Origin of the sequence: Lysinibacillus sphaericus, assembly GCF_001629735.1 — a bacterium.
GTDB lineage: Bacteria > Bacillota > Bacilli > Bacillales_A > Planococcaceae > Lysinibacillus > Lysinibacillus pinottii.
Genome location: NZ_CP015224.1, coordinates 352,238 through 374,466 on the forward strand (window position 1 = coordinate 352,238; position 22,229 = coordinate 374,466).

The 22,229-nt window shown below is 38.0% G+C and carries 19 protein-coding genes; all 19 read left to right on the top strand.

Annotated features, from left to right (window positions below; genetic code table 11):
- Positions 1–23 precede the first annotated feature (23 nt).
- The gene (locus tag A2J09_RS01645; protein WP_031419006.1) at positions 24–1,247 is read left to right on the top strand and encodes a M16 family metallopeptidase; all 1,224 of its coding nucleotides are present in this window, start codon (positions 24–26) and stop codon (positions 1,245–1,247) included.
- Positions 1,248–2,380: 1,133 nt separating this feature from the next.
- Positions 2,381–2,644 (top strand): YlmC/YmxH family sporulation protein, encoded by a 264-nt coding sequence (locus A2J09_RS01650; protein ID WP_012293313.1) that lies wholly within the window; start codon positions 2,381–2,383, stop codon positions 2,642–2,644.
- Between the two features lie 9 nt (positions 2,645–2,653).
- A complete protein-coding gene (locus A2J09_RS01655) occupies positions 2,654–3,433 on the top strand; it encodes an NAD(P)-dependent oxidoreductase (RefSeq protein WP_012293314.1) in 780 nt (259 codons plus the stop codon).
- The gene (locus A2J09_RS01660; RefSeq protein WP_012293315.1) at positions 3,427–4,017 is read left to right on the top strand and encodes a dipicolinate synthase subunit B; all 591 of its coding nucleotides are present in this window, start codon (positions 3,427–3,429) and stop codon (positions 4,015–4,017) included. The genes A2J09_RS01655 and A2J09_RS01660 overlap by 7 nt, the downstream gene beginning before the upstream one ends.
- Positions 4,018–4,099: 82 nt before the next feature.
- Positions 4,100–5,137, top strand: coding sequence for an aspartate-semialdehyde dehydrogenase (locus A2J09_RS01665; RefSeq protein WP_012293316.1), 1,038 nt, complete (start codon positions 4,100–4,102; stop codon positions 5,135–5,137).
- A gap of 13 nt (positions 5,138–5,150) precedes the next feature.
- Complete coding sequence (gene dapA, locus A2J09_RS01670; protein ID WP_012293317.1) at positions 5,151–6,050, top strand: 4-hydroxy-tetrahydrodipicolinate synthase; 900 nt, start codon at positions 5,151–5,153, stop codon at positions 6,048–6,050.
- Between the two features lie 259 nt (positions 6,051–6,309).
- Positions 6,310–7,977: a ribonuclease J gene (locus A2J09_RS01675; protein WP_012293318.1), complete on the top strand. Its 1,668-nt coding sequence runs from the start codon at positions 6,310–6,312 to the stop codon at positions 7,975–7,977.
- 153 nt (positions 7,978–8,130) lie between these two features.
- Entirely contained in the window at positions 8,131–10,422 is a 2,292-nt protein-coding gene (locus A2J09_RS01680) for an FtsK/SpoIIIE family DNA translocase (protein ID WP_031419009.1), read from the top strand.
- Between the two features lie 186 nt (positions 10,423–10,608).
- Positions 10,609–11,337, top strand: coding sequence for a GntR family transcriptional regulator (locus A2J09_RS01685; RefSeq protein ID WP_008178950.1), 729 nt, complete (start codon positions 10,609–10,611; stop codon positions 11,335–11,337).
- Between the two features lie 54 nt (positions 11,338–11,391).
- The gene (locus A2J09_RS01690) at positions 11,392–12,474 is read left to right on the top strand and encodes a BMP family lipoprotein (RefSeq protein WP_012293320.1); all 1,083 of its coding nucleotides are present in this window, start codon (positions 11,392–11,394) and stop codon (positions 12,472–12,474) included.
- A gap of 443 nt (positions 12,475–12,917) precedes the next feature.
- Positions 12,918–14,465, top strand: a complete 1,548-nt coding sequence (locus A2J09_RS01695) for an ABC transporter ATP-binding protein (RefSeq protein ID WP_031419011.1) — start codon at positions 12,918–12,920, stop codon at positions 14,463–14,465.
- Positions 14,465–15,511 carry an ABC transporter permease gene (locus A2J09_RS01700; protein WP_012293322.1) on the top strand — a complete coding sequence of 349 codons (1,047 nt, stop codon included), beginning with the start codon at positions 14,465–14,467 and terminating at the stop codon, positions 15,509–15,511. The genes A2J09_RS01695 and A2J09_RS01700 overlap by 1 nt, the downstream gene beginning before the upstream one ends.
- Position 15,512: 1 nt before the next feature.
- Positions 15,513–16,472: an ABC transporter permease gene (locus A2J09_RS01705; protein ID WP_012293323.1), complete on the top strand. Its 960-nt coding sequence runs from the start codon at positions 15,513–15,515 to the stop codon at positions 16,470–16,472.
- Between the two features lie 174 nt (positions 16,473–16,646).
- On the top strand, positions 16,647–17,918 hold the full coding sequence (yfmF, locus tag A2J09_RS01710) for an EF-P 5-aminopentanol modification-associated protein YfmF (RefSeq protein WP_012293324.1): 1,272 nt from the start codon (positions 16,647–16,649) through the stop codon (positions 17,916–17,918).
- The gene (gene yfmH / locus A2J09_RS01715; RefSeq protein ID WP_012293325.1) at positions 17,915–19,213 is read left to right on the top strand and encodes an EF-P 5-aminopentanol modification-associated protein YfmH; all 1,299 of its coding nucleotides are present in this window, start codon (positions 17,915–17,917) and stop codon (positions 19,211–19,213) included. The genes yfmF and yfmH overlap by 4 nt, the downstream gene beginning before the upstream one ends.
- Entirely contained in the window at positions 19,213–19,941 is a 729-nt protein-coding gene (gene ymfI, locus A2J09_RS01720; RefSeq protein WP_012293326.1) for an elongation factor P 5-aminopentanone reductase, read from the top strand. The genes yfmH and ymfI overlap by 1 nt, the downstream gene beginning before the upstream one ends.
- A 44-nt stretch (positions 19,942–19,985) precedes the next feature.
- Positions 19,986–20,243 (top strand): DUF3243 domain-containing protein, encoded by a 258-nt coding sequence (locus A2J09_RS01725; RefSeq protein WP_008178933.1) that lies wholly within the window; start codon positions 19,986–19,988, stop codon positions 20,241–20,243.
- A gap of 226 nt (positions 20,244–20,469) precedes the next feature.
- Positions 20,470–21,255 carry a DUF3388 domain-containing protein gene (locus tag A2J09_RS01730; RefSeq protein ID WP_008178931.1) on the top strand — a complete coding sequence of 262 codons (786 nt, stop codon included), beginning with the start codon at positions 20,470–20,472 and terminating at the stop codon, positions 21,253–21,255.
- A 16-nt stretch (positions 21,256–21,271) separates the two neighbouring features.
- Positions 21,272–22,201 carry a helix-turn-helix domain-containing protein gene (locus A2J09_RS01735; RefSeq protein ID WP_012293328.1) on the top strand — a complete coding sequence of 310 codons (930 nt, stop codon included), beginning with the start codon at positions 21,272–21,274 and terminating at the stop codon, positions 22,199–22,201.
- Positions 22,202–22,229: the final 28 nt, after the last annotated feature.

Below are 22,229 nucleotides of genomic sequence, written 5' to 3' on the forward strand. Positions count from 1 at the left end.
AATATACAGTTGGGGGAGATTTTTTGGTTCAAGTACATACATGTCAGAATGGTGTTCGTATTGTGTCAGAGCAAATTAACCATGTAAGATCAGTCGCTTTGGGTATTTTTGTTAATGCGGGTTCACGCTATGAGCTACCTGAAGAGAACGGTATTACACATTTTATAGAGCATATGTTGTTTAAAGGAACAGCAACTCGTTCGGCTCGTCAAATTGCGGAAGAATTTGATCGGATAGGAGGAGAATTAAATGCCTTTACATCTAAAGAAAATACATGTTATTATGCAAAAGTTTTAGATCATCATGCAGAGCTAGCAGTCTCCATTTTGGCTGATATGTTTTTTAATTCTACATTTGCAGAAGAAGAATTAGAAAAAGAACGGCAGGTGGTATTAGAGGAAATTTTAATGAGTGAAGATGCTCCAGACGATGATGTACATGAAAAGCTATGGAGTGTCATGTATCCAAATGATGCACTGGGCCGTCCGATATTGGGCAGTGCAGCTACTTTAAAGACATTTACTGCAGAGGCGATTCGACATTACATGGCTAAGCATTATGGTCCTGAGTCTGTAGTTATTTCCATTGCGGGCAATATTTCACCACAACTAATGGCAACGATTGAACGATTATTTGGACAATATCAGCCTTCTTCTGTTGCGATTGCACCTGTGCTGACAAATCCCTCATTTCATCCTGGAGAAATCTCAAAAATTAGAGATACTGAGCAAGCACATCTAGCTATTTCCTACCCAGCTATTGGTGTAAAGGACCCTGATATGTATAGCTTTATTGCGTTAAATAATATTATTGGTGGCAATATGAGCTCACGATTGTTTCAAGAAGTACGGGAGGAAAGAGGACTAGCATATTCCATTTTCTCATACCAGTCCTGTTATGCAGATGTTGGGGCGTTCACCATATACGGCAGTACTAGCCGTCAACAATTAGCGCAGCTACAACATACTATTGATGCTACTTTACTCGATATTGTTGCGGGTGGCGTCACAGAAGAAGAGCTTGATAATGCAAAAGAGCAGCTGAAGGGTAGCTTTGTTCTTGGATTAGAGGGAACTGGCGCACGTATGAATCGTAATGGTACGAGTGAGCTCGTTCATCGTAAACATCGTACAGTAGACGAGGTATTAGCTTCTATAGATGCTGTATCTATGGCCTCAGTGGATCGATTGATTGCTAAAATTTTGAAGGCAGAGCCAGCTATTTCAATTATTGGACCAAGTGAATAAAATTACCTCATCGTAAAGCCTTAAGAGAGGTGTCTCAAATGATTATGGAGACACCTCTTTTTTTATAGTATCAATTAGGCATGTAATCAATATTGTAAATTATTACCATTCACGAGAAAATATAAAATGTGGAAAATTAGCTATATGTTGGAGCACTGGCATTATCACCTGCACGGGTAGGATATGCTGAACAAGAAGAGAAAGGTACAGACTAAGAAATTAAAAAAGATGTAACAAAACATCAAGAAACTACATATGCTTCGACTGTCAAGGACAGTATCCGAGCGCAAATGGGGACACCGGATAAAGGTCATGACTGAACAGCAAATCGTTCAAAGTAATAATCTGTATTCCATGATTTAATCCCTTTTTCATTGTCGAGCCGAGTCGCAATAAGCGTTTCAGGGCATGTAATTCGTCCAAAACCACGCCAATGTCTTTTTTTATCGATTGTTCATGCTCGACAAGATTTTTGTTAAAAATTAATAAATCGCCATATTCCTTTTTTAACAACGAAGCACATTACCGTTCCTGGAGGTACTGAAAACTTACACCTTTTAGTGAAAATCCTTCAAATCCTTTTGTAACTCATGGATTGCTAGGGCATACATTCTTACTGATCCCCCTCTAACATGAAAGTGAATAAATTTTGTAATTCTTCATTTGATAAATCAACTGTTTTCGCTAATCTTACGGCCTTCTGTACATGTTCCTCTACCTGTCTCAAAAGCTCCTCACGTAGGAAATCCTGGTTACGTTCTGTAACAAGCTACCTTTCCCAGCGACTGTTTCAGTAAAGCCGCCGTCCTGTTCTAGATCGGCATAGCCATGTTTGTAGTCATTACACATATTTTTAAATCCTTAGCTAAAGCGCGAATGGATGGTAGGGAATCACCTGCTTAGAATTTATTGGCTAGAATGGCTTCTTTGAGCTGGATAGTGATTTGCTCATAAATGGGCTTATCACTGGCAGTGCTTAAATGGATATGCAAACTCCTCACCTCACATATCTGTGTATATACACTACATACAGAAGGGAGTGTGAATGCAATATATTCCTACTTTTGGTAGGGGGCACGATTTACAAAAACTCGGCATATATTGAGGTAACGGCTCAAGGAGGGAGATGAGGAATGCTACTATCTGAGATGGTGGATAAAGAGTTAATTCAAATTGAGGGCGGTGTACATTTTGGCATCCTGGCTCATACAGAATGCCTATTAGATGTGCAAACAGGAAAAATACATGGTTTTGAAATTGTCAAAGATAAATTACCTTTCCAAAAAAAGAAAATGAAAGTTAGTGAAATGATCCCTTGGAACGAAATTATATTAATTGGTGAAGATCGAATTTTATTTAACAAGACATCTACAGTACAGTCAGAATATTTACAGTGAGGTGAGCTTTTGGAAAACGAAAAATGGCTCGTTATCGGTGAGGACTCCAGATTAAAGGAACTAGCAACAATGTTAAGAAGTCCATCGAGAACAGTGTTTTATAAAAGAACGACAGTTTGGAACGAGGAGTTAAATAAGCTTGTTTTAGAATTTCAACCAAATAAAATTATTCTACCTATCCTTCCTTTAAAAATAGAAGTGGAACAGCTATATGGTATATCACAGGTTAAATTCTATACAGGTCGTTTAACTATGCATTGGAAGCATCTGCTAGAAAAAAATGAATCCCTTTGCTACTTGCAACAAGAATCGTTTATTTGGCAAAATGCTAGATTAACAGCAGAGGGGTTTATCGCCACGTTTTACGGACTCGAGCAAAAATGTATTTACGGACAAAACTTTACAATCGCAGGTTTCGGACGTATCGCCAAAATGCTCGCTTCTTTACTTGTTAAGATGGGAGCTAATGTTCATATTGTTGCACGTTCGGTTGTACAAGTGAGTGAAGCTAAAGCATATGGCTATAAAGCTACGGACTTAGATGATCGTTTATGGTCAATTAATGAAGGTACATTTATTAATACCATTCCAGCTAAATGGATTACAGAATCGTTTAAAGATCATGTTCCAGCAGTTTTATATGATTTAGCCTCAGAGCCAGGCTGCTTAGATATAGATGCTGAGCAACTTCAAACATATGTGCTGTTGCCATCATTGCCTGGGAAATACTTTGCACATAATGCTGCTGAAATTCTGTGCAAGGCCATAGAGGAGGAAGAAAATTGTTAACGGGGAAACGAATTGGCCTAGGTATTACAGCTTCCCATTGTACGTATGAAGATGTCATACCTAAAATTCAAAATTTTATGGATGTAGGTGCTACAGTTATACCAATCATTACCCATTCCGTTTTACATGCAGCAACTCGCTTTGGTACAGGGGAGGAATGGATTGCAAAAATAGAAGCTTTAACTGGAGAAAAAGTTATTTCTTCAATAAAAGAAGCAGAGCCATTTGGCCCATCCAATCCACTGGATGCTATGGTGATTGCTCCAATGACAGGTAATAGTATTAGTAAGTTTGCAAATGCGGCAACAGATAGCCCTGTACTTATGGCAGCAAAGGCAACTTTACGTAATGGATCACCTGTAGTTTTAGGAATTTCAACGAATGATGCACTCGGCTTAAATGGTATCAATATAATGAAGTTGTTAAATGCCAAAAATATTTATTTTATCCCATTTGGTCAGGACTCTCCTCATTCCAAACCCAATTCCCTTATTGCTGATTTTGACCGAATGGTAGATACTGTTCATGCAGCAATTACTCAGAAAAAGCAATTACAACCGCTGTTGATACAATATTTCAAATAAATCATAGATTACACACAATTTTCAGTATTTTTGTGATACAATAGCACACATTATGGAACATGTATTCAAGGAGAGATGACAGATGACAAAGCAGTTAACAGTTGCGGTTGTTGGAGCAACAGGAGCAGTAGGTTCAAAAATGATGGAGCAATTAATCAAACGTAAATTTCCAATAGGGAACATTAAATTTCTAGCTTCTGCACGTTCAGCAGGGAAATCAATCGAGTTTAATGGTCAAACATATACAATTGAAGAAGCGACACCTGAAGCTTTTGAAGGCGTCAATGTCGCTTTATTCTCAGCTGGTGGTTCTGTATCAGCTGTGCTTGCACCCGAAGCAGCAAAGCGAGGTGCAGTAGTTATTGATAATACGAGCCATTTCCGAATGGATCCAGAGGTACCACTTGTTGTACCTGAAGTGAATCGAGGCGACCTGGCGAAGCATAAAGGGATTATTGCAAACCCAAACTGCTCGACAATTCAAATGGTAGCTGCGCTTGAGCCAATTCGTAAAGCATTTGGATTAACAAAAGTGCTGGTTTCAACGTATCAGGCGGTTTCAGGTGCAGGTATTTCTGCTATTCAAGAGTTAAAAACACAAAGCGCAAACTGGGAAGCAGGTAGGGATGTAGAAGCAAATATTTTACCATCTGGTAGTGATAAGCGCCATTACCCAATCGCTCGTAATGTCATTCCACAAATTGATAAATTCACAGATAATGGATTTACATACGAAGAAATGAAAATGATTAATGAGACGAAAAAAATTATGCATGCACCAGAGCTAAAAGTTGCTGCTACTTGCGTTCGTGTGCCGGTCGTTTCAGGTCACTCAGAGTCTGTTTATATTGAGGTAGAGAAAGAAACATCAATCCAAGAGATTTTTGACGTATTACGCAATGCACCAGGTGTAGTATTACAAGATGATATTGCAACACAAACTTACCCAATGCCTATTTATGCAGAAGGGGAGGACGCTACTTTTGTAGGACGTATCCGTCAAGATTTAGACAACAAAAAAGGATTCCATCTATGGATCGTTTCTGACAATCTATTAAAAGGCGCTGCATTAAACTCTATCCAAATTGCAGAAGCAATGCTTGAGGATAACTTACTATAAGAGGGGTGTAAGGATGAATTTAGGTCGAATTGGAACGGCTATGATTACGCCGTTCAAAGATGATGGCACGATAAATTATCCAGAATTAGAACGTATTATTAATCATTTGATTGACAATGGTACAGATTGTATAGTTGCTTGTGGTACGACTTCTGAAAATCCAACTATGTCCACCGAAGAAAAAATAGAGGTTGTTCGTTTTACCGTAGAAAAGGTAGCTGGTCGCGTGCCAGTTATTGCAGGTACAGGGGACAATGAAACAGCATACTCTATAGCAATGACTCATAAAGCAGAAGAAAATGGAGCAGACGGCATAATGCTTGTAGCTCCTTACTACAATAAGCCAAATCAACGTGGAATCTTTGCTCACTTTGAAACGATTGCTAAACAAACGAGTCTACCAGTCATGCTCTATAATGTCCCTGGGCGTACTGGTGTGAATGTGGCCTATGAAACTTCTGTTGCACTAAGTAAGATTCCTAACATCGCTTGGATTAAAGAAGCAAGCGGCAATTTAGATCAGATGGGCGATGTTATCGAAAATGTTGATCCAGATGATGATTTCTTAGTGTACAGTGGAGATGATGGCCTAACATTGCCACTAATGGCGATAGGTGGGGCAGGCGTTATTTCCGTTGCTGCTCATGTAGTAGGCAATGACATGCAATTAATGATTAAAGCGTTTGAAGAAGGAAATCATAAGCTAGCAGCCAAAATTCACCGAGCATTATTACCTCTTGTACGTGCGCTGTTCGCTCAACCAAACCCTTCACCTATTAAATATGCGATGACAAAACTAGGCTTTGATACACTCAATGTTCGTTTGCCAATGATGGAAATGACAGATGAAGAGAAGGAAAATTTTGATAAAATTTGGGATACGTATCAAGAAAAAGCGAGAAGTTTTAGATAAATATAGACGAGGCTGATTATTCAAATCAGCCTCGTTTTTTAGTTGAGAAATTCATAACATTGCATCCTCAAAAATACTTTAATAACTCTATTTCTATAGAAATCCAATATCTGTATTTCCATCTACTAGTAATAAGAAAAAGATAAGAAAATATATTTCTGATGTGAAACATGTATTTTTAATTTGTGCAAAAGCTTAGCAAACCGTATAATAAATGTTAAGTGGTTGCTGTTCGGGATATTTTTTAGGAGGAAATAAATTGACAAAAAAGAAAAATGAATTGATTCGAATCATCCCTCTTGGGGGTGTGGGCGAAATTGGAAAAGCAATGTACGTAGTAGAAATTGATGAAGAGCTATTTGTAGTAGATAGCGGCTTAATGTTCCCAGAGGACGAGATGCTAGGCATAGATATCGTAATCCCTGATATTACGTACTTAGAAGAAAACAAAGAGCGTGTGAAAGGTATATTCTTAACACACGGTCATGAAGATGCAATTGGCTCTATTGCCTATGTATTGCAAAAAATAAAAGCACCAGTGTATGGTTCAAAATTAACAATTGCTCTAGCAAAGGAACATTTGAAAGAATTACCTGCACCACATCAGGTAAAGTTTTTTGAAGTAACAAATCGTAGTCGTATGAATTTTAACTCAACGTATGTAACATTCTTCCACACAACACATAGTATTCCCGATTCGTTAGGGGTGGTGTTCCATACATCTGAAGGCGCGATTGTTCATACAGGAGAGTTCAAATTCGATCAATCGGCGACAGGTAAATTTAAACCTGATTTAGCGAAAATGGCCCAGTTAGGGGAAGACGGCGTCTTTATTCTATTATCTGAGTCTTGTGAAGCTGAACGACCAGGTTATACGACATCGGAAATTGTCATTGAAGAACAATTATCAAAAACATTCCACTCAGCACCGGGACGTATTTTAGTAGCTGTTTATGCATCGAATTTTATTAGAATTCAACAAGTATTTGCCCAAGCTCAAAAATCATTCCGTAAAGTAGTGATTGTCGGGAAACCATTAGAAAAGGCTGTAGATTTAGGTGTACAGCTTGGCTATTTAACAGTAGAAGAAGATACGATTATTCCAATTTCAGAAATGCAAAAATATCAAGACGATGAAATTATCATTATTACAACAGGTAATAAAGGGGAGCCTTTAGACGCTCTAGAAAAAATCGTACGTAAGCATCATCGTGATATTAAAATTAAGCAAGGTGATACAGTTTTAATTACATTTACACCTTCACCAGGTATGGAAGTGCAAATGGCTAATACGATGAACTCCATTTCTAAAGCTGGTGCTGAAATTCTAACTTCTAGCAAAAATGTGCACGTATCAGGTCATGGTAGTCAAGAAGATTTAAAGCTTATGTTAAATTTAATGCAGCCAAAATATTTTATTCCTGTTCAAGGGGAATACCGTATGCTGATTGCTCACTCTAAATTAGCTCAACAGCTAGGCATGCAAAAATCACAAATCTTTATCGCTGATAAAGGGGATATTGTCGAATATAAAAATAATAAAATGCGCATGAGTGGACGTGTACAAGCTGGTAATGTCTTAATCGATGGGATCGGTGTTGGCGATGTGGGGAATATTGTTCTTCGTGATCGTAAATTATTATCACAGGATGGTATTTTCATTGTGGTCGTTACATTAAATCGTGCCCAAAAGAAAATTGCATCTGGTCCAGAAATTTTATCACGCGGCTTTGTATATGTTCGTGAATCAGAAGAGTTAATGGTCGAGGCATCGGACATCGCAAGGACTGTCATTGAAAAATATGTCGGGAAAGATACATTTGAATGGACGAATATTAAGCAAGAAATTCGTGATACTTTAAATACGTACCTATTCCAGAAAACAAAGCGTCGTCCAATGATTATCCCAATCATTATGGAATATTAATACAAATGACTCATCGTCAAGGCTTTGAGGAAAAGTAAATGGAAAAGGATTTTCTCCCAATTGCGGTGGAAAATCCTTTTTTTGGAATGTTAGAGTTCTACATGGTATGATTCGCTACATATATAAAATGGATTGCAGAAGAAGGTGATAGAGATGGCAGTTAGTAAAAGAAAAAAGGTTACTAAAAGCAAAGCAACAACAGAAAAAAAAGAAATGTCTCCCCTTATGTATGAAATTCTAGGACTGCTCTTAATTGCGCTGGCAGTCATCATGATTTTTGAATACGGTATGATAGGACGTACGCTACAAACATTCGCAATGTTTCTTTTAGGTAATTTACATTTTGCGGTTCCATTTATGCTAATATTCGTGGCGTTATTAATGATGATTGGTCGTAAAAAGGTCGGTATGAAAGACCGCTTAATTTTGGGTATGCTCCTTATTATTATGAGCTTAACCATTTTTAGTCACGGCATTTTATTTGAGCAATTATCAAAATCAGGTGGCTTATTATCTGATTCGGTTCTACGTGAATCATGGCGAATTTTAATCAATACCGAGGGAATTATTCATCGCAGTAATGCACTTGGTGGTGGAATGATTGGTGCCCTATTATTTAGTGGTCTTCATGTACTGTTTGAAGCATCAGGGGCGAGGGTTGTTGCTTGGGTTATTTTCTTTATCGGATTGATTTTGGTGACTGGGAAAGCATTGGTGCCATATTTGGCAGAGAAAATGCCAGATTTATTTGGTAAATGGAAAAAGAAACATCGAGATAAGAAAAAAAATGCACCTAAAAAGCCAAGCAATCGTCGTTCTAGAGCTGAAAGTGTGGACGAGGTTGCAGCGGTCAATCAAACTACTGATATGCCTGAGCAAGAAGAAGAAATACATCATGAGCCAATTATCTCTGCATTTACACAAAATGTGTCTCAGGAAAGAGCCATATTTGATCAGGCAGATTTAGTGGAACATGAACAGGATGAAGCAATAGATGAGGTCCATATGCAAGGGACAGATACTGTAGAAAATGCAGACTATCAGCTTCCATCTTATAATCTATTACAATTACCACCCCAACATGACCAAAGTGGAGAATATTCCGTTATCCAGGCGAATGCCAAAAAGCTCGAACAAACATTGCAAAGCTTTGGCGTAAAGGCAAAGGTGACACAAGTTCATTTGGGGCCGGCTGTTACAAAATATGAAATTTTGCCTGATATTGGTGTCAAGGTAAGTAAAATTGTTAATTTGCAAGATGATCTAGCTTTAGCACTGGCTGCTAAGGATATCCGTATGGAGGCACCAATCCCTGGGAAATCGGCGATTGGTATTGAAGTGCCAAATAGTGAGGTTGCCATTGTCACTTTACGAGAAGTATTAGAATCGAAGGATGGCGCTAAGCCTGAAGCATTGTTGCAAGTAGCGTTTGGACGAGATATTACGGGACAAGCTGTTCTTGCAGAGCTCAATAAAATGCCGCATTTACTGGTAGCGGGTTCAACAGGTAGTGGGAAAAGTGTCTGTATAAATGGCATCGTAGTGTCCATACTAATGCGTACAAAACCTCATGAGGTAAAGCTGATGATGATTGACCCGAAAATGGTGGAATTAAACGTTTATAATGGTATTCCCCATTTATTGGCGCCTGTTGTGACAGATGCACGAAAAGCTTCTCAAGCCTTGAAAAAAGTGGTTTCTGAAATGGAACGTCGATATGACCTGTTTTCACATACAGGAACACGAAATATTGAGGGCTATAATAATCATGTTCAAAAGGTCAATGAACAAACAGATGAAAAGCATCCAAAGCTACCTTACATTGTAGTCATTGTAGATGAGTTAGCAGATTTAATGATGGTCGCATCTAGTGATGTGGAGGATTCAATTACCCGTTTAGCCCAAATGGCACGTGCAGCTGGAATCCATTTGATTATTGCAACGCAAAGACCTAGTGTAGATGTTCTAACAGGTGTCATTAAAGCTAATATTCCATCCAGAATTGCATTTGCGGTTTCTTCAGCCATTGATTCGAGAACGATTTTAGATATGGGCGGAGCAGAACGATTACTTGGTCGCGGAGATATGTTATTTTTACCAGCCGGTGCATCGAAACCAAAAAGGGTACAAGGGGCCTTTTTATCGGATCAAGAGGTGGAGGGTGTTGTGAATTTTGTTATAGAACAGCAAAAGGCGCAGTATCAAGAGGAGATGATTCCTACTGAAGAAGAAACAATTTTAGAGGAAACCGATGAATTATATGACGAAGCAGTGCAATTAGTTGTCAGTATGCAAACAGCATCTGTGTCAATGCTTCAGCGTCGCTTTCGTATAGGTTATTCAAGGGCTGCACGTATTGTTGATCAGATGGAACAACGCGGTATTGTAGGGCCTCCTGAGGGCAGTAAACCTCGTCAAGTACTTATTCATCAATACGACAATTAAACAGTAAATGGATGGTCCTTCCTGTATTTTTGTCCATTATTTGCAACGATTTTGAAGAAAGAATGAATTCTATAACAGATTTTATTTAAAACTGTTTATTTCATTCTGCAAAAATGTTATATTTATGAACGATTAGTAGGAATGTTGTACATCAGATGTCTGATCTCTGATTTGGTGGTGATATATGTGACTATTAAAGCAGATCATCGTCATCTCTATCTTCAAGTTATCGATCGTTTAAAATCTGACATTGAGGCTGGCATTTTTAAAGAAAATGAAAAGCTGCCTTCAGAATTTGAATTATCGAAATCACTCGGAGTCAGTCGAGCAACACTTAGAGAAGCACTTCGACTGTTGGAAGAGGAAAATGTGATTGTGCGCCGACATGGGGTTGGGACTTTTGTTAACCCTAAGCCGTTGTTTACATCAGGCATCGAGCATTTATCGAGCATTTCTTCTATGATCGAGGCAGCGGGTATGGAGCCTGGTTCGCGTTTTTTAAAAGCGGCTGAGCACATTCCTTCTGAGGAAGATTTAAAACGCTTCCAATGTGATGGCGACGATAAAATACTCACAATTGAACGTGTCAGAACAGCGGATGGTGAGCCAGTAGTTTACTGTATAGACAAGCTACCCGCAAGCTTCCTGCCTACTGACTTTGTCGAAAAAAAAGAAGTTTCACTGTTCTCTGCTCTTGAGCAATCTGGAAAAATTCATGTTGCCTATGCGGTTACGTATATTGATCCAGTTGGGTATCATGAACAAGCTTCACCGATTTTGAATTGTGGACGTGAAACAGCTCTTTTAGTGTTAAAGCAGTTGCATTACGATGACCATGATCAAGTAGTGCTCTATTCAAAAAATTATTTCCGAGCTGATAAATTCAGCTTCCATGTAGTTCGTAAACGGGTGTAGAACATTTCTAAATTTTTTTCCTGCTAATTACAATACCTTTGGGGGGTTAATTAAATGAAAAAACGTAAATTTGGTTTAGTATTAACATCAGTATTAGCGGCAAGCGCAATTTTAGGTGCTTGTGGTACAAAAGACGAAAAACCTGCAAAAGAAAATGATAATGCTTCAGGTGGAGAAACATCAGAAGAATCATTTTCAGTAGCAATGGTTACTGACGTAGGTGGCGTTGATGACAAATCATTCAACCAATCTGCATGGGAAGGTGTTCAAGCTTACGGAAAAGAACACGGTCTTAAAAAAGGTGATGGTGGCTTTGACTACCTACAATCAGCTTCAGATGCTGACTATGAAACAAACTTAAACAACTTAGTACGTCGTGACTTTAACTTAGTTTATGGTATCGGTTTCATGATGGCTGATGCAATCGATGCAGTAGCAGCTGAAAATCCAGACAATCACTTTGCATTGATTGATGCTGAAGTTAAAGCAGACAACGTAGTAAACGTACTGTTCAAAGAGCAAGAAGGTGCATTCTTAGCTGGTGTTGCTGCAGCAAAAATGTCTAAATCAGGTAAAATCGGCTTCGTAGGTGGCGTAGATATTCCAGTTATTAACCGCTTCCACGCTGGTTTTGTTGAAGGCGCTAAAGCAGTAAATCCAGATATCGATATCCAAGTAAAATATACGGGTGCATTTGATAAAGCAGATCTAGGAAAAATCACTGCTAACAGCATGTACTCTTCAGGTGTAGATGTAATCTTCCACGCTGCTGGGGCAACTGGTAATGGTGTATTCTCAGAAGCAAAAGAACGTAAAGCAAAAGATCCAAATGCGGATGTATGGGTAATCGGTGTAGATGCTGACCAATACGAAGAAGGTAAAGTAGACGATAAAACAAATGTAACTTTAACTTCAATGTTAAAAGGCGTTAACACAGCAGTAGTAGATATTTCAAACAGAGCGAAAAACGGTGACTTCCCTGGTGGAGAAACACTTGTTTATGGTTTAGCTGAAGATGGGGTTAAACTTGCAGATTCTCGCGGTGCAATTCCAGAAGATGTACAAAAAGTAATCGATGAATATAAAGAAAAAATTGCTAAGGGTGAAATCAAAGTTCCAGAAAAAGTGGAAAAATAATTCATCTTTTGATCATCATAAGGGACTTTTAAGAAGGACCTTATGATGATTTTTCAATCTATCGTTATATTTAGATTATTCGCAATTCTCTATTTAACTAGATTTATATGAACCTTTTAGAGGTAGTATTAATGATTTTCATAATGATGGTAACAAGTTAATAGAAGAAAGGTTTCTAACGATGACCTTTCCTGTATTAATTTAGCAAAACACCTACCTCTATAGGTGGGATTAATCAGTAAATAAAAGATAGCCTTTGGTAACGAAAGCGGTCTAAAGAATTAGTGAACTGTAGCAAAAAAAAGCTCTAACGGTCATCTAGTTTATATACATTTCGAATACTGGATGTATTGCTAATCTGTGCCATCAGTCATAGTAGAGGCAGATACTAAACGCTAAGGCGGAATTACTTTATAAAAGTGCCTATTAAGGGAGTGACAATATTGGAACATGTGATTGAAATGCTAGGAATCCGGAAAGAATTCGGTAATTTCGTGGCGAATAATAATATCACCCTCCAACTGAAACAAGGCGAAATCCATGCATTGCTTGGAGAGAATGGTGCAGGTAAATCGACTTTGATGAACGTCCTTTTTGGTTTGTATCAACCAGAGGGTGGCGAAATTCGCGTTCGTGGGAAAGCTGTGAAAATTACAAACCCAAATGTTGCCAATGATTTAGGGATTGGTATGGTGCATCAGCACTTTATGTTGGTAGAGAATTTTACAGTAACAGAAAATATTATTTTAGGCTCCGAGCCAACTAAAATGGGTATTGTCAATATAAAAGATGCAGCAAAAAAAGTACAAGCCCTTTCTGAGAAGTATGGCTTGGATGTTGATCCTAATGCTAAAATTGAAGACATCACTGTTGGTATGCAACAACGTGTTGAAATATTAAAAACATTATATCGTGGTGCTGAAATTTTAATCTTTGATGAACCAACAGCCTCTTTAACACCACAAGAGATTATGGAATTAATTCAAATTATGCGTCGTCTCATTGCGGAGGGAAAATCTATTATTTTGATTACCCACAAGCTAAAAGAAATTATGGAAGTGTCCGATCGTGTAACGATTATCCGTAAAGGTGAAGGAATTGGCACTGTTGTAACCGCTGACACAAATCCTGATCAGCTAGCTGAAATGATGGTTGGCCGACAAGTTGAATTTAAAACAGAAAAAACGGATGCGAATCCAACTGATGAAGTACTTGCGATCCATGACTTAGTTGTAACGGATTACCGTGATATTGATAAGGTAAAAGGTCTGAACTTAAAGGTTCGTAAAGGTGAAATTGTCGGTATAGCAGGTATTGATGGAAATGGTCAATCAGAATTAATCGAGGCGATTACAGGTCTTCGTAAAATTAAAAGTGGTACTGTCGAACTAAACGGTAAAAATATTACAAATTTGAAGCCGCGTAGCATTACAGAAGAAGGCGTTGGACATATTCCGCAAGACCGTCATAAGCATGGTCTAGTGTTAGATTTCCCAATTGGTCATAATATTGCGCTACAAACGTATTACCAATCTCCTATAGCAAAAGGCTTTGTCATGGACTATAAAAAAGTGTCAGAGAAAGCTAATCAAATTATTAAAGAATACGACGTGCGTACAGGGAATGGCGAAATGACACCTGCCCGTGCATTATCTGGTGGTAACCAACAAAAGGCTATTATTGGTCGTGAAATTGACCGTAATCCTGATTTATTAATTGCCGCTCTACCAACACGAGGTCTGGACGTAGGGGCAATTGAATTTATTCACTCGCGTCTAATTGAGCAACGCGATAAAGGAAAAGCCGTTCTGTTAATTTCCTTTGAATTAGATGAGGTTATGAATGTATCGGATCGCATTGCCGTTATTTATGATGGTCAAATTGTGGATGAATTAAATCCTAAAGAAACAACAGAACAAGAGCTTGGCTTATTAATGGCCGGCCAAAGTAAAAAAAATAATAAGCATGATGCGAAGGAGGGGAACGACTAATGTCAAATCGTGTCATTAATATACTCGTTCCTATCATCTCTATCATTATCGGTTTAATTGTAGGGGCTATCGTCATGGTAGTCAGTGGCTATGACCCAGTACAAGGTTATATCGCTCTTTGGACAGGTATATTTGGAGATTCATACTCAATAGGGAACACAATTCGTCAAATTACACCATATATATTGGCAGGTCTTGCAGTAGCGTTTGCCTTCCGTACAGGGCTGTTTAATATTGGTGTTGAAGGTCAGCTTATTTTAGGTTGGCTAGCTGCAGCTTGGGTTGGTTATGCATTTGAGCTACCTAAAGTCATTCATTTACCATTGGCATTACTTGCAGCAGCAGCAGCAGGTGCATTTTGGGCCTTTATTGCAGGTTTCTTAAAAGCGAAATTTAAAGTGCATGAAGTAATTGCGACAATTATGCTTAACTATACTGCGTTATATATTGCCAACGCGGTCATTAAAAAATTGTCAGATGGTAGCTTTAAAACAGAACGTATTCATGAATCAGCTTCATTACGTTCTCCGTTTTTAAGAGAGCTTACAGACAACTCAAGTCTTCACTATGGGATCATTGTTGCACTATTAATGGTTGTAGTTATGTGGTTCATTTTAGAAAAAACAACTCGTGGATATGAGCTGAAAGCTGTAGGGTTCAACAAAAACGCTGCAGATTATGCGGGTATGAGTGTTAACAAAAACATTATTTTAGCGATGACTATTTCAGGTATGTTTGCGGGTCTTGGGGGAGCGATGGAAGCTCTAGGTACGTTCCAAAACGCATCCATTAAACCTGGCTTCACAGGAATTGGGTTCGATGGTATCGCCGTAGCCTTACTTGGTGCAAATACACCACTTGGCGTAGTATTCGGGGCATCACTTTTTGGTTCATTAAAATATGGTGCATTAAATATGCCAAATGCTGCCGGTATTCCAGAAGAAATTGTATCGATTATCATCGCGTTAATTATCTTCTTCGTAGCATCAGGCTATATTATTCGAGTAGGCTTACAGAAGCTGAGCAAGAAAAAGGAGGGACAATAACATGAGCTTTTTAGAAATGTTATATTTCATCATCCCTTCAGCGATTCTTTATGCAACACCTTTGATTTTTACAGCCATCGGTGGGGTATTCTCTGAACGCTCTGGTGTTGTCAACATCGGGCTAGAGGGCTTAATGATTGTTGGTGCTTTTGTTGGTATATTTATTAATTTAGAATTTGCTTCATCATTAGGTGCGGCAACTGTTTGGGTAGCAATGCTAGCGGCTATTGTAATTGGTGCGATTTTCTCACTTTTCCATGCCGTTGCTTCTATTTCCTTCCGAGCTGATCAAACGGTATCAGGGGTAGCTATTAACTTACTAGGTTTAGCTGCTACTGTATTCTTAGTAAAAATGATTTATGATAAAGGTCAAACAGATATGATTGACCAACCGATTCGCCGTTTTGGAATTCCTTATTTAGAGGACATCCCATTCTTTGGTCGTTTATTGTTCCATGATGTTTACAGTACGTCTATTCTGGCGTTTGTGGTAGCATTTGGTGCTTGGTTTATTATTTATAAAACTCCATTTGGCTTACGCCTTCGCGCTGTAGGTGAGCACCCAATGGCAGCAGATACAATGGGGATTAACGTCAATAAAATGCGTTATATTGCTGTTATGATTTCTGGGGCTCTAGGTGGACTTGGTGGTGCTGTCTATGCACAAACAATTACACATGACTTCTCACATGCAACAATTGCTGGTCAAGGCTTCATGGCGATCGCTGCCATGATTTTCGGGAAATGGCATCCAATTGGTGCGCTAGGTGCAGCCCTATTCTTCGGTTTGGCACAAACATTAAGTATTGCGGGGAACCAAATTCCTTTCATCGAAAATGTTCCAGCCGTTTATTTACAAATCTTACCGTATGTTTTAACAATCCTTGCTTTAGCAGGCTTTATCGGTAAAGCGAATGCTCCTAAGGCAAGTGGACAACCATATATTAAAGGTAAGCGTTAAAATAAGTCATGATCAAAGACTGAGTGAAATATGCTCAGTCTTTTTTTCCATGTTGAATGATATAATTTATAATTTTTCCCATACATACTTTGGATTCTTTTTGCAATTATAGACAGTAGACATGTATAGTATGTGTAGTACATCGTTATATTAAGAAGGATAGGAGGGTTTCATATGTTTAAAACTATACCTTTTGCCAAAGGTGTCAATTTGCATATCCGACAAACGACCCAATTTAAAACCGTAAATTTTTCAATTAAATGGAGAAGAGCATTAACGGCTAAAAGTGCATCGGAACGTACTGTATTAACCAATGTCCTGCAGCATAGTAATGCTAAATATAAAACAACCGCTGCTTTTCGAAGCTTTTTAGACGATCTATATGGCACTGTTTTATATTTTGATACGTCTAAAAGAGGGAATGAGCATACAGTCCTCATGAATGTGGAGACTGTAAATGATCACTATTTAGCAAATACAAGTGTGTTAAATGACGTACTTGGTTTACTGCATACGGCTATTTTTGAGCCTAATTTAGAAAATGGAGTCTTTAAGGAATCCATTGTGGAACGAGAAAAGAAGACAGTTATACAACGTATTGAATCTATTTTCGATGATAAATCTCGCTTTGCTCAATTCCGCTTACAGCAAATCCTAAGACCAAATGAACCAGCATCTATTTCGGCAAATGGTAGTGTCGAGGAAATTCAAAAAATTACACCTTCCTCCTTATTTGAGGCTTATCAATCCATGCTAGCTAACGATAAAATAGATATTTATGTTGCTGGGGATATTAATGAAGAGGAAATTGTAGCGAAATTAAAAAAAGCGCTACCATTTAATGATCGTACGCCTGAAGAAGTGCCAGCCGTTCTTCCGCAACAGCATCCTCAAAACGATTATGTTCGAGAACAGCATGAGATGAAGCAAGGGAAGCTTCACATTGGCTTTAGTACGCCTGTAAGATTTGGTAATCCAGACTTTGCTAAAATGCAGATTTTTAATGGTATTTTCGGTGGTTATCCACATGCAAAATTATTTATGAATGTTCGTGAAAAAGAGAGTCTGGCTTATTATGCTTCTAGCTCCTATGCTTCACATTATGGTCTTGTATTTGTAGTTTCTGGGATTGAGGCTAAAAATGAGGAAAAGGCGTTATCTTTAATTAAAGAACAGCTTATGACAATGCAGTCTGGTAACATAACAGATTTAGAACTAGAACAAACAAAAGCTATGCTCACGAATCAATTAAAAGAGTCCTTGGATTCTGCCCGTGGACAAATCGAAATTTTTGATCAATATAAAGATTTACCGGAGGAGTTCTCTGTAGAATCTTGGGCAAATAAGTGGAAAGCTGTGACGAAGGAAGATGTTGTGGACATGGCGAAGCAAGTGCAGCTTGAAGCGGTCTATTTCTTAAGTGGAAAGGAGCAAGCCGCACAATGAAAACAATTGAATTTAAGCAACTAGATGAAACCCTTTATTATGAAAAGCTTGAAAATGGTTTAGATGTATATATATTGCCGAAAAAAGGTTTTTCTAAAACATTTGTAACTTTTACAACGAAGTATGGTTCTATTGATCGCACGTTTATACCGATTGGTCAAACAGAAAGCATTACTGTGCCAGATGGAATCGCTCACTTCTTAGAGCATAAGATGTTTGAAAAAGAAGATGGAGATGTCTTCCAAAAGTTCAGTGAATATGGTGCTTCTGCTAACGCCTTTACATCGTTTACGCGTACGGCATACTTATTCTCTTCAACTGATAACATTTACAAAAGTACTGAAACGTTATTGAATTTTGTACAGGAGCCATACTTTACAGAAGCGACTGTCAACAAAGAAAAAGGAATTATTGGGCAAGAAATTACGATGTATGATGATCAACCAGATTGGCGTTTATATTTTGGTACGATTGAAAATATGTATCATCATCACCCCGTAAAAATTGATATTGCTGGGACAATTGAATCGATTGATGGCATTACGGCGGATCATTTATATACGTGCTACAATACGTTTTATCACCCATCTAATATGCTATTATTTGTGATTGGTGCGGTTGACCCAGAGGAAATGATGACTTTTATCCGTGAAAATCAGGGTAAAAAAGAGTTTTCTGAACCTGCATCCATTGAACGTTTCTTTGAGGAAGAACCAACTGAGGTAGCGATTAGCGAACGAACATTAAACATGGATGTACAAAAGCCTAAGGTTTATGTTGGATTGAAGGCAAAAGAAACCAATTTGTCAGGTCGAGAAATGTTAAAGCATGAGCTATCTGTTCAAATTGCGCTGGAACTTATTTTTGGACGTACATCTAATTTTTATGAACGTGTTTACGAAGAAGGTTTAATTGATGAAACATATGCGTTTGATTTTACATTAGAAAATGGTTTTGGATTTGCAATGATTGGTTCTGATTCTTCAGAGCCTGATAAATTAACATCGGCAATTAAAGAAGAATTGGCCAAATTTGAAGGGAATTCACAATTTGAAAGTGCTGATCTTGAACGTATTAAACGCAAAAAAATTGGTTTCTTCTTACGTGCTTTGAATTCTATAGAATTTATCGCTAACCAATTTACTCGTTATTCCTTTAATGACATGAATTTATTTGATGTTGTACCAGTTCTTGAGGAATTAACAATTGATGATTTGTACAAAGCGTTTGTCTCAGTTCAGGGTGAATCTCAACAAACCGTGTTTAAAATTTTACCAAGTAAGCAGGATGCCTAGTGAAAAAGTTTGCTCTTGTACTAGGTGCTTCAGGTGAAATTGGTCACGCTATTTGTCATAGCTTGGCTGAAGAAGGCTGGTCTATCTATTTACACTATTCAACTAATAAAAATGCTGCAGAAACTTTATGCGATACACTTACTAAAACTTTCCCTGCACAAGAATTTATGCTTGTACAGGGGGATTTTTCAATTGTAACAGGAGCAGAAATGGTAGCCGCACAGATTTTTAATGTGCAGGCTATTATTTTCGCAAATGGACAAGCGCATTATTCGCTGCTAGAGGATACAACAGTGGAAGATATGGACGCATTATGGAGAGTCCATGTTCAAAATCCGATGAGGCTGACAGCTTTACTATCTGAAAAGCTTCGTCAGCATGATGTCAGCTATGTATTATTTATCGGTTCTATATGGGGAGAAGCTGGATCTGCTGGGGAGGCGCTGTACGCAACTGTCAAAGGAGCACAACATGCATTTGTTAAATCCTACGCAAAGGAAGCAGCATTATCTCGTATTCGAGTAAATGCCATTGCTCCGGGCTTCATTAATACATCGATGAACAGTCATTTAAGCAAAGAGGAGCTTAATTATATTTTGGAGGATATTCCTCTAGGCTCAATTGGACAAACAATAGACGTGGCTGAGATGGTTCGTTTTTATTTGTCTGGGAAAGCCGATTACGTGACAGGACAAATCATTCGATTAAATGGTGGTTGGTACATATAATCTTCTTTTTTACACATACTACATGTGTAAAGGAGGAGAAACATATGACCATTTTAGAAAACTGGCAAAAATGGACATCGTTTTTAGGACAAAACGTTATGCAAGCTGAATCAAGTGGCATGCCTAAGAAAATGATTCAAGCAGCTGCTGTCCAAATTGGTGAATATTTAGCTTCAAATGTAGATCCTAAAAACGAGCAAGAGCGAGTGCTGTCGGATTTATGGGGCGTTGCCTCTGAAGATGAAAAGCATGCATTGGCGAATTGTGTCGTTAAGCTTGTCCAAAATAAGCATGTGCAATAAAAAAAGAGGAGAGCTTATCTCCTCTTTTTTCTATATAAAAAATTTATTTTTTTGTGAAAACGGGAACGTATGTAAGCCTTATTTCTATGCATTCAAAAAAAATAGTAAGTTTTTAAAAATAACGCCGCAATTCCATGTATTCTAACTTTCCATTACATAAAAAATCAGCTATGATGGAACTTATAAAGGATTTTTTACGTTAACTAATAGGAAGGGAACGAGTGTGTTGAGCGATTGGTACTTTGAATATGAGATTCAGGTGAATCGCCCTGGATTATTAGGAGATATTGCTTCACTTTTAGGGATGCTTCGTGTCAATATTATTTCAATCAATGGTGTCGATGAGGATCGGCGTGGTATGTTAGTGCATACAGACAACGATGAGGCAATTGAACGCTTTCGTACAATTGTTTCGACAATGGAACATATTAACGTAACCAAATTTCGACAACCAAAACTTCGAGACCGCTTAGCTATTAGACACGGTCGTTATATTCCAAGAGATGCAGACGAAAAAAACACTTTCCACTTCGTAAGAGATGAACTTGGTATTTTAGTCGATTTTATGGCCGAACTCTTTAAAAAAGAGGGACATAAGCTGATTGGTATCCGTGGCATGCCACGTGTTGGTAAAACGGAGTCTATAGTAGCAGCAAGTGTTTGTGCCAATAAAAAGTGGATTTTTCTATCGTCCACGATGATAAAACAAACGGTTCGTAATAAATTAGTGGGGGATGAATTTAGTCGTAATAATATCTTTATTTTAGATGGTATTGTGACTCGTCGTTCATCTGATGAGCGACATCTACAATTAGTGCGTGAAATGATGAATATGCCATGCATCAAGGTTGTAGAGCATCCAGATATGTTTGTTCAGCATTCCGAATATAAAATAGAGGATTTTGATTATATTATTGAATTACGTCATCACACAGATGAAGAAATTACTTATGAAATAATGGAAAAAAATCATATGTCCGAATCCGATTCATTTGGTGGATTTAATTTTTAATTTGATGTTAAAGTAGGTGTTATTAGTGGCAGAATTAGGGACTCGACTGAAAGAGGCGAGACTGTCTAAAGGCTACAGCTTAGACGATTTACAAGAAATAACGAAAATTCAAAAGCGTTATTTAGTAGGAATTGAAGAGGGCAATTATTCCATTATGCCTGGCTCGTTTTATGTACGAGCTTTTATTAAACAATATGCAGATGCGGTTGGTTTAAATGCAGAAGAAATATTAGAGACTTATAAAAATGAACTGCCGAGTACTCCAAATGATCAAGTAAGTCAATCTATCACGAATAGTCCAAGCAGAAGAAAGGTCACGAAAGGCCCTTCCAATAAAATGATGGAGGCAATGCCGAAAATCATTGTTGCGTTATTTATTGTCGTAATCATTGTAGCAATATGGGTGCTATGGCAATCTAAAAACAGTCCAGGGACAAGCGAAGGCAACACAACGTCTCCTGAAATTGAATACGATACGAATGTTAAGCCTATTGATAGTGCGAAAGATAAGAAAGAAAAAGAAGAAAAAGATGCTCTGAAAAATGACCAAAAAGATACAGATTCTAAAGAAGAAACACCAACTGATGAAGATCAAACTGATCAAACTGAAGAGATCAAGCAAACCATTTCCGCGGGTACTGTTGAAGCAGATGGAGAAACAACTTCATACACGTTAACAGGTACAGATACACTGAAACTGAAAATTGAGGTTTCAGGTCCTACATTTGTTGGTATTCGTAATCAACAGCAACAAGAATTATTAACGGATACTCGTGTTTATAATGCTGGTGAAGTGGTAGAATTTGACGCGACGACTCAAAATTATGTTCGTATCCGTCTTGGTAATTCTACGCAAGCTAAAATCTATATTAATGACGAGCTTCTCACATATGCACAGCAAGTTGTAACTCAAAATATCGTCATCAATTTCAATAAAGAACAGTAGTCATCATGTGATGGCTACTTTCTTTCAT

What these genes read in the sequence shown, in the direction of transcription:
- A2J09_RS01650 (WP_012293313.1), top strand. Translation starts at nt 2,381, where the DNA reads ATGCTACTATCTGAGATGGTGGATAAAGAGTTAATTCAAATTGAGGGC.
- A2J09_RS01665 (WP_012293316.1), top strand. Translation starts at nt 4,100, where the DNA reads ATGACAAAGCAGTTAACAGTTGCGGTTGTTGGAGCAACAGGAGCAGTA.
- dapA (WP_012293317.1), top strand. Translation starts at nt 5,151, where the DNA reads ATGAATTTAGGTCGAATTGGAACGGCTATGATTACGCCGTTCAAAGAT.
- A2J09_RS01680 (WP_031419009.1), top strand. Translation starts at nt 8,131, where the DNA reads ATGGCAGTTAGTAAAAGAAAAAAGGTTACTAAAAGCAAAGCAACAACA.
- A2J09_RS01690 (WP_012293320.1), top strand. Translation starts at nt 11,392, where the DNA reads ATGAAAAAACGTAAATTTGGTTTAGTATTAACATCAGTATTAGCGGCA.
- A2J09_RS01700 (WP_012293322.1), top strand. Translation starts at nt 14,465, where the DNA reads ATGTCAAATCGTGTCATTAATATACTCGTTCCTATCATCTCTATCATT.
- A2J09_RS01705 (WP_012293323.1), top strand. Translation starts at nt 15,513, where the DNA reads ATGAGCTTTTTAGAAATGTTATATTTCATCATCCCTTCAGCGATTCTT.
- yfmF (WP_012293324.1), top strand. Translation starts at nt 16,647, where the DNA reads ATGTTTAAAACTATACCTTTTGCCAAAGGTGTCAATTTGCATATCCGA.
- yfmH (WP_012293325.1), top strand. Translation starts at nt 17,915, where the DNA reads ATGAAAACAATTGAATTTAAGCAACTAGATGAAACCCTTTATTATGAA.
- A2J09_RS01725 (WP_008178933.1), top strand. Translation starts at nt 19,986, where the DNA reads ATGACCATTTTAGAAAACTGGCAAAAATGGACATCGTTTTTAGGACAA.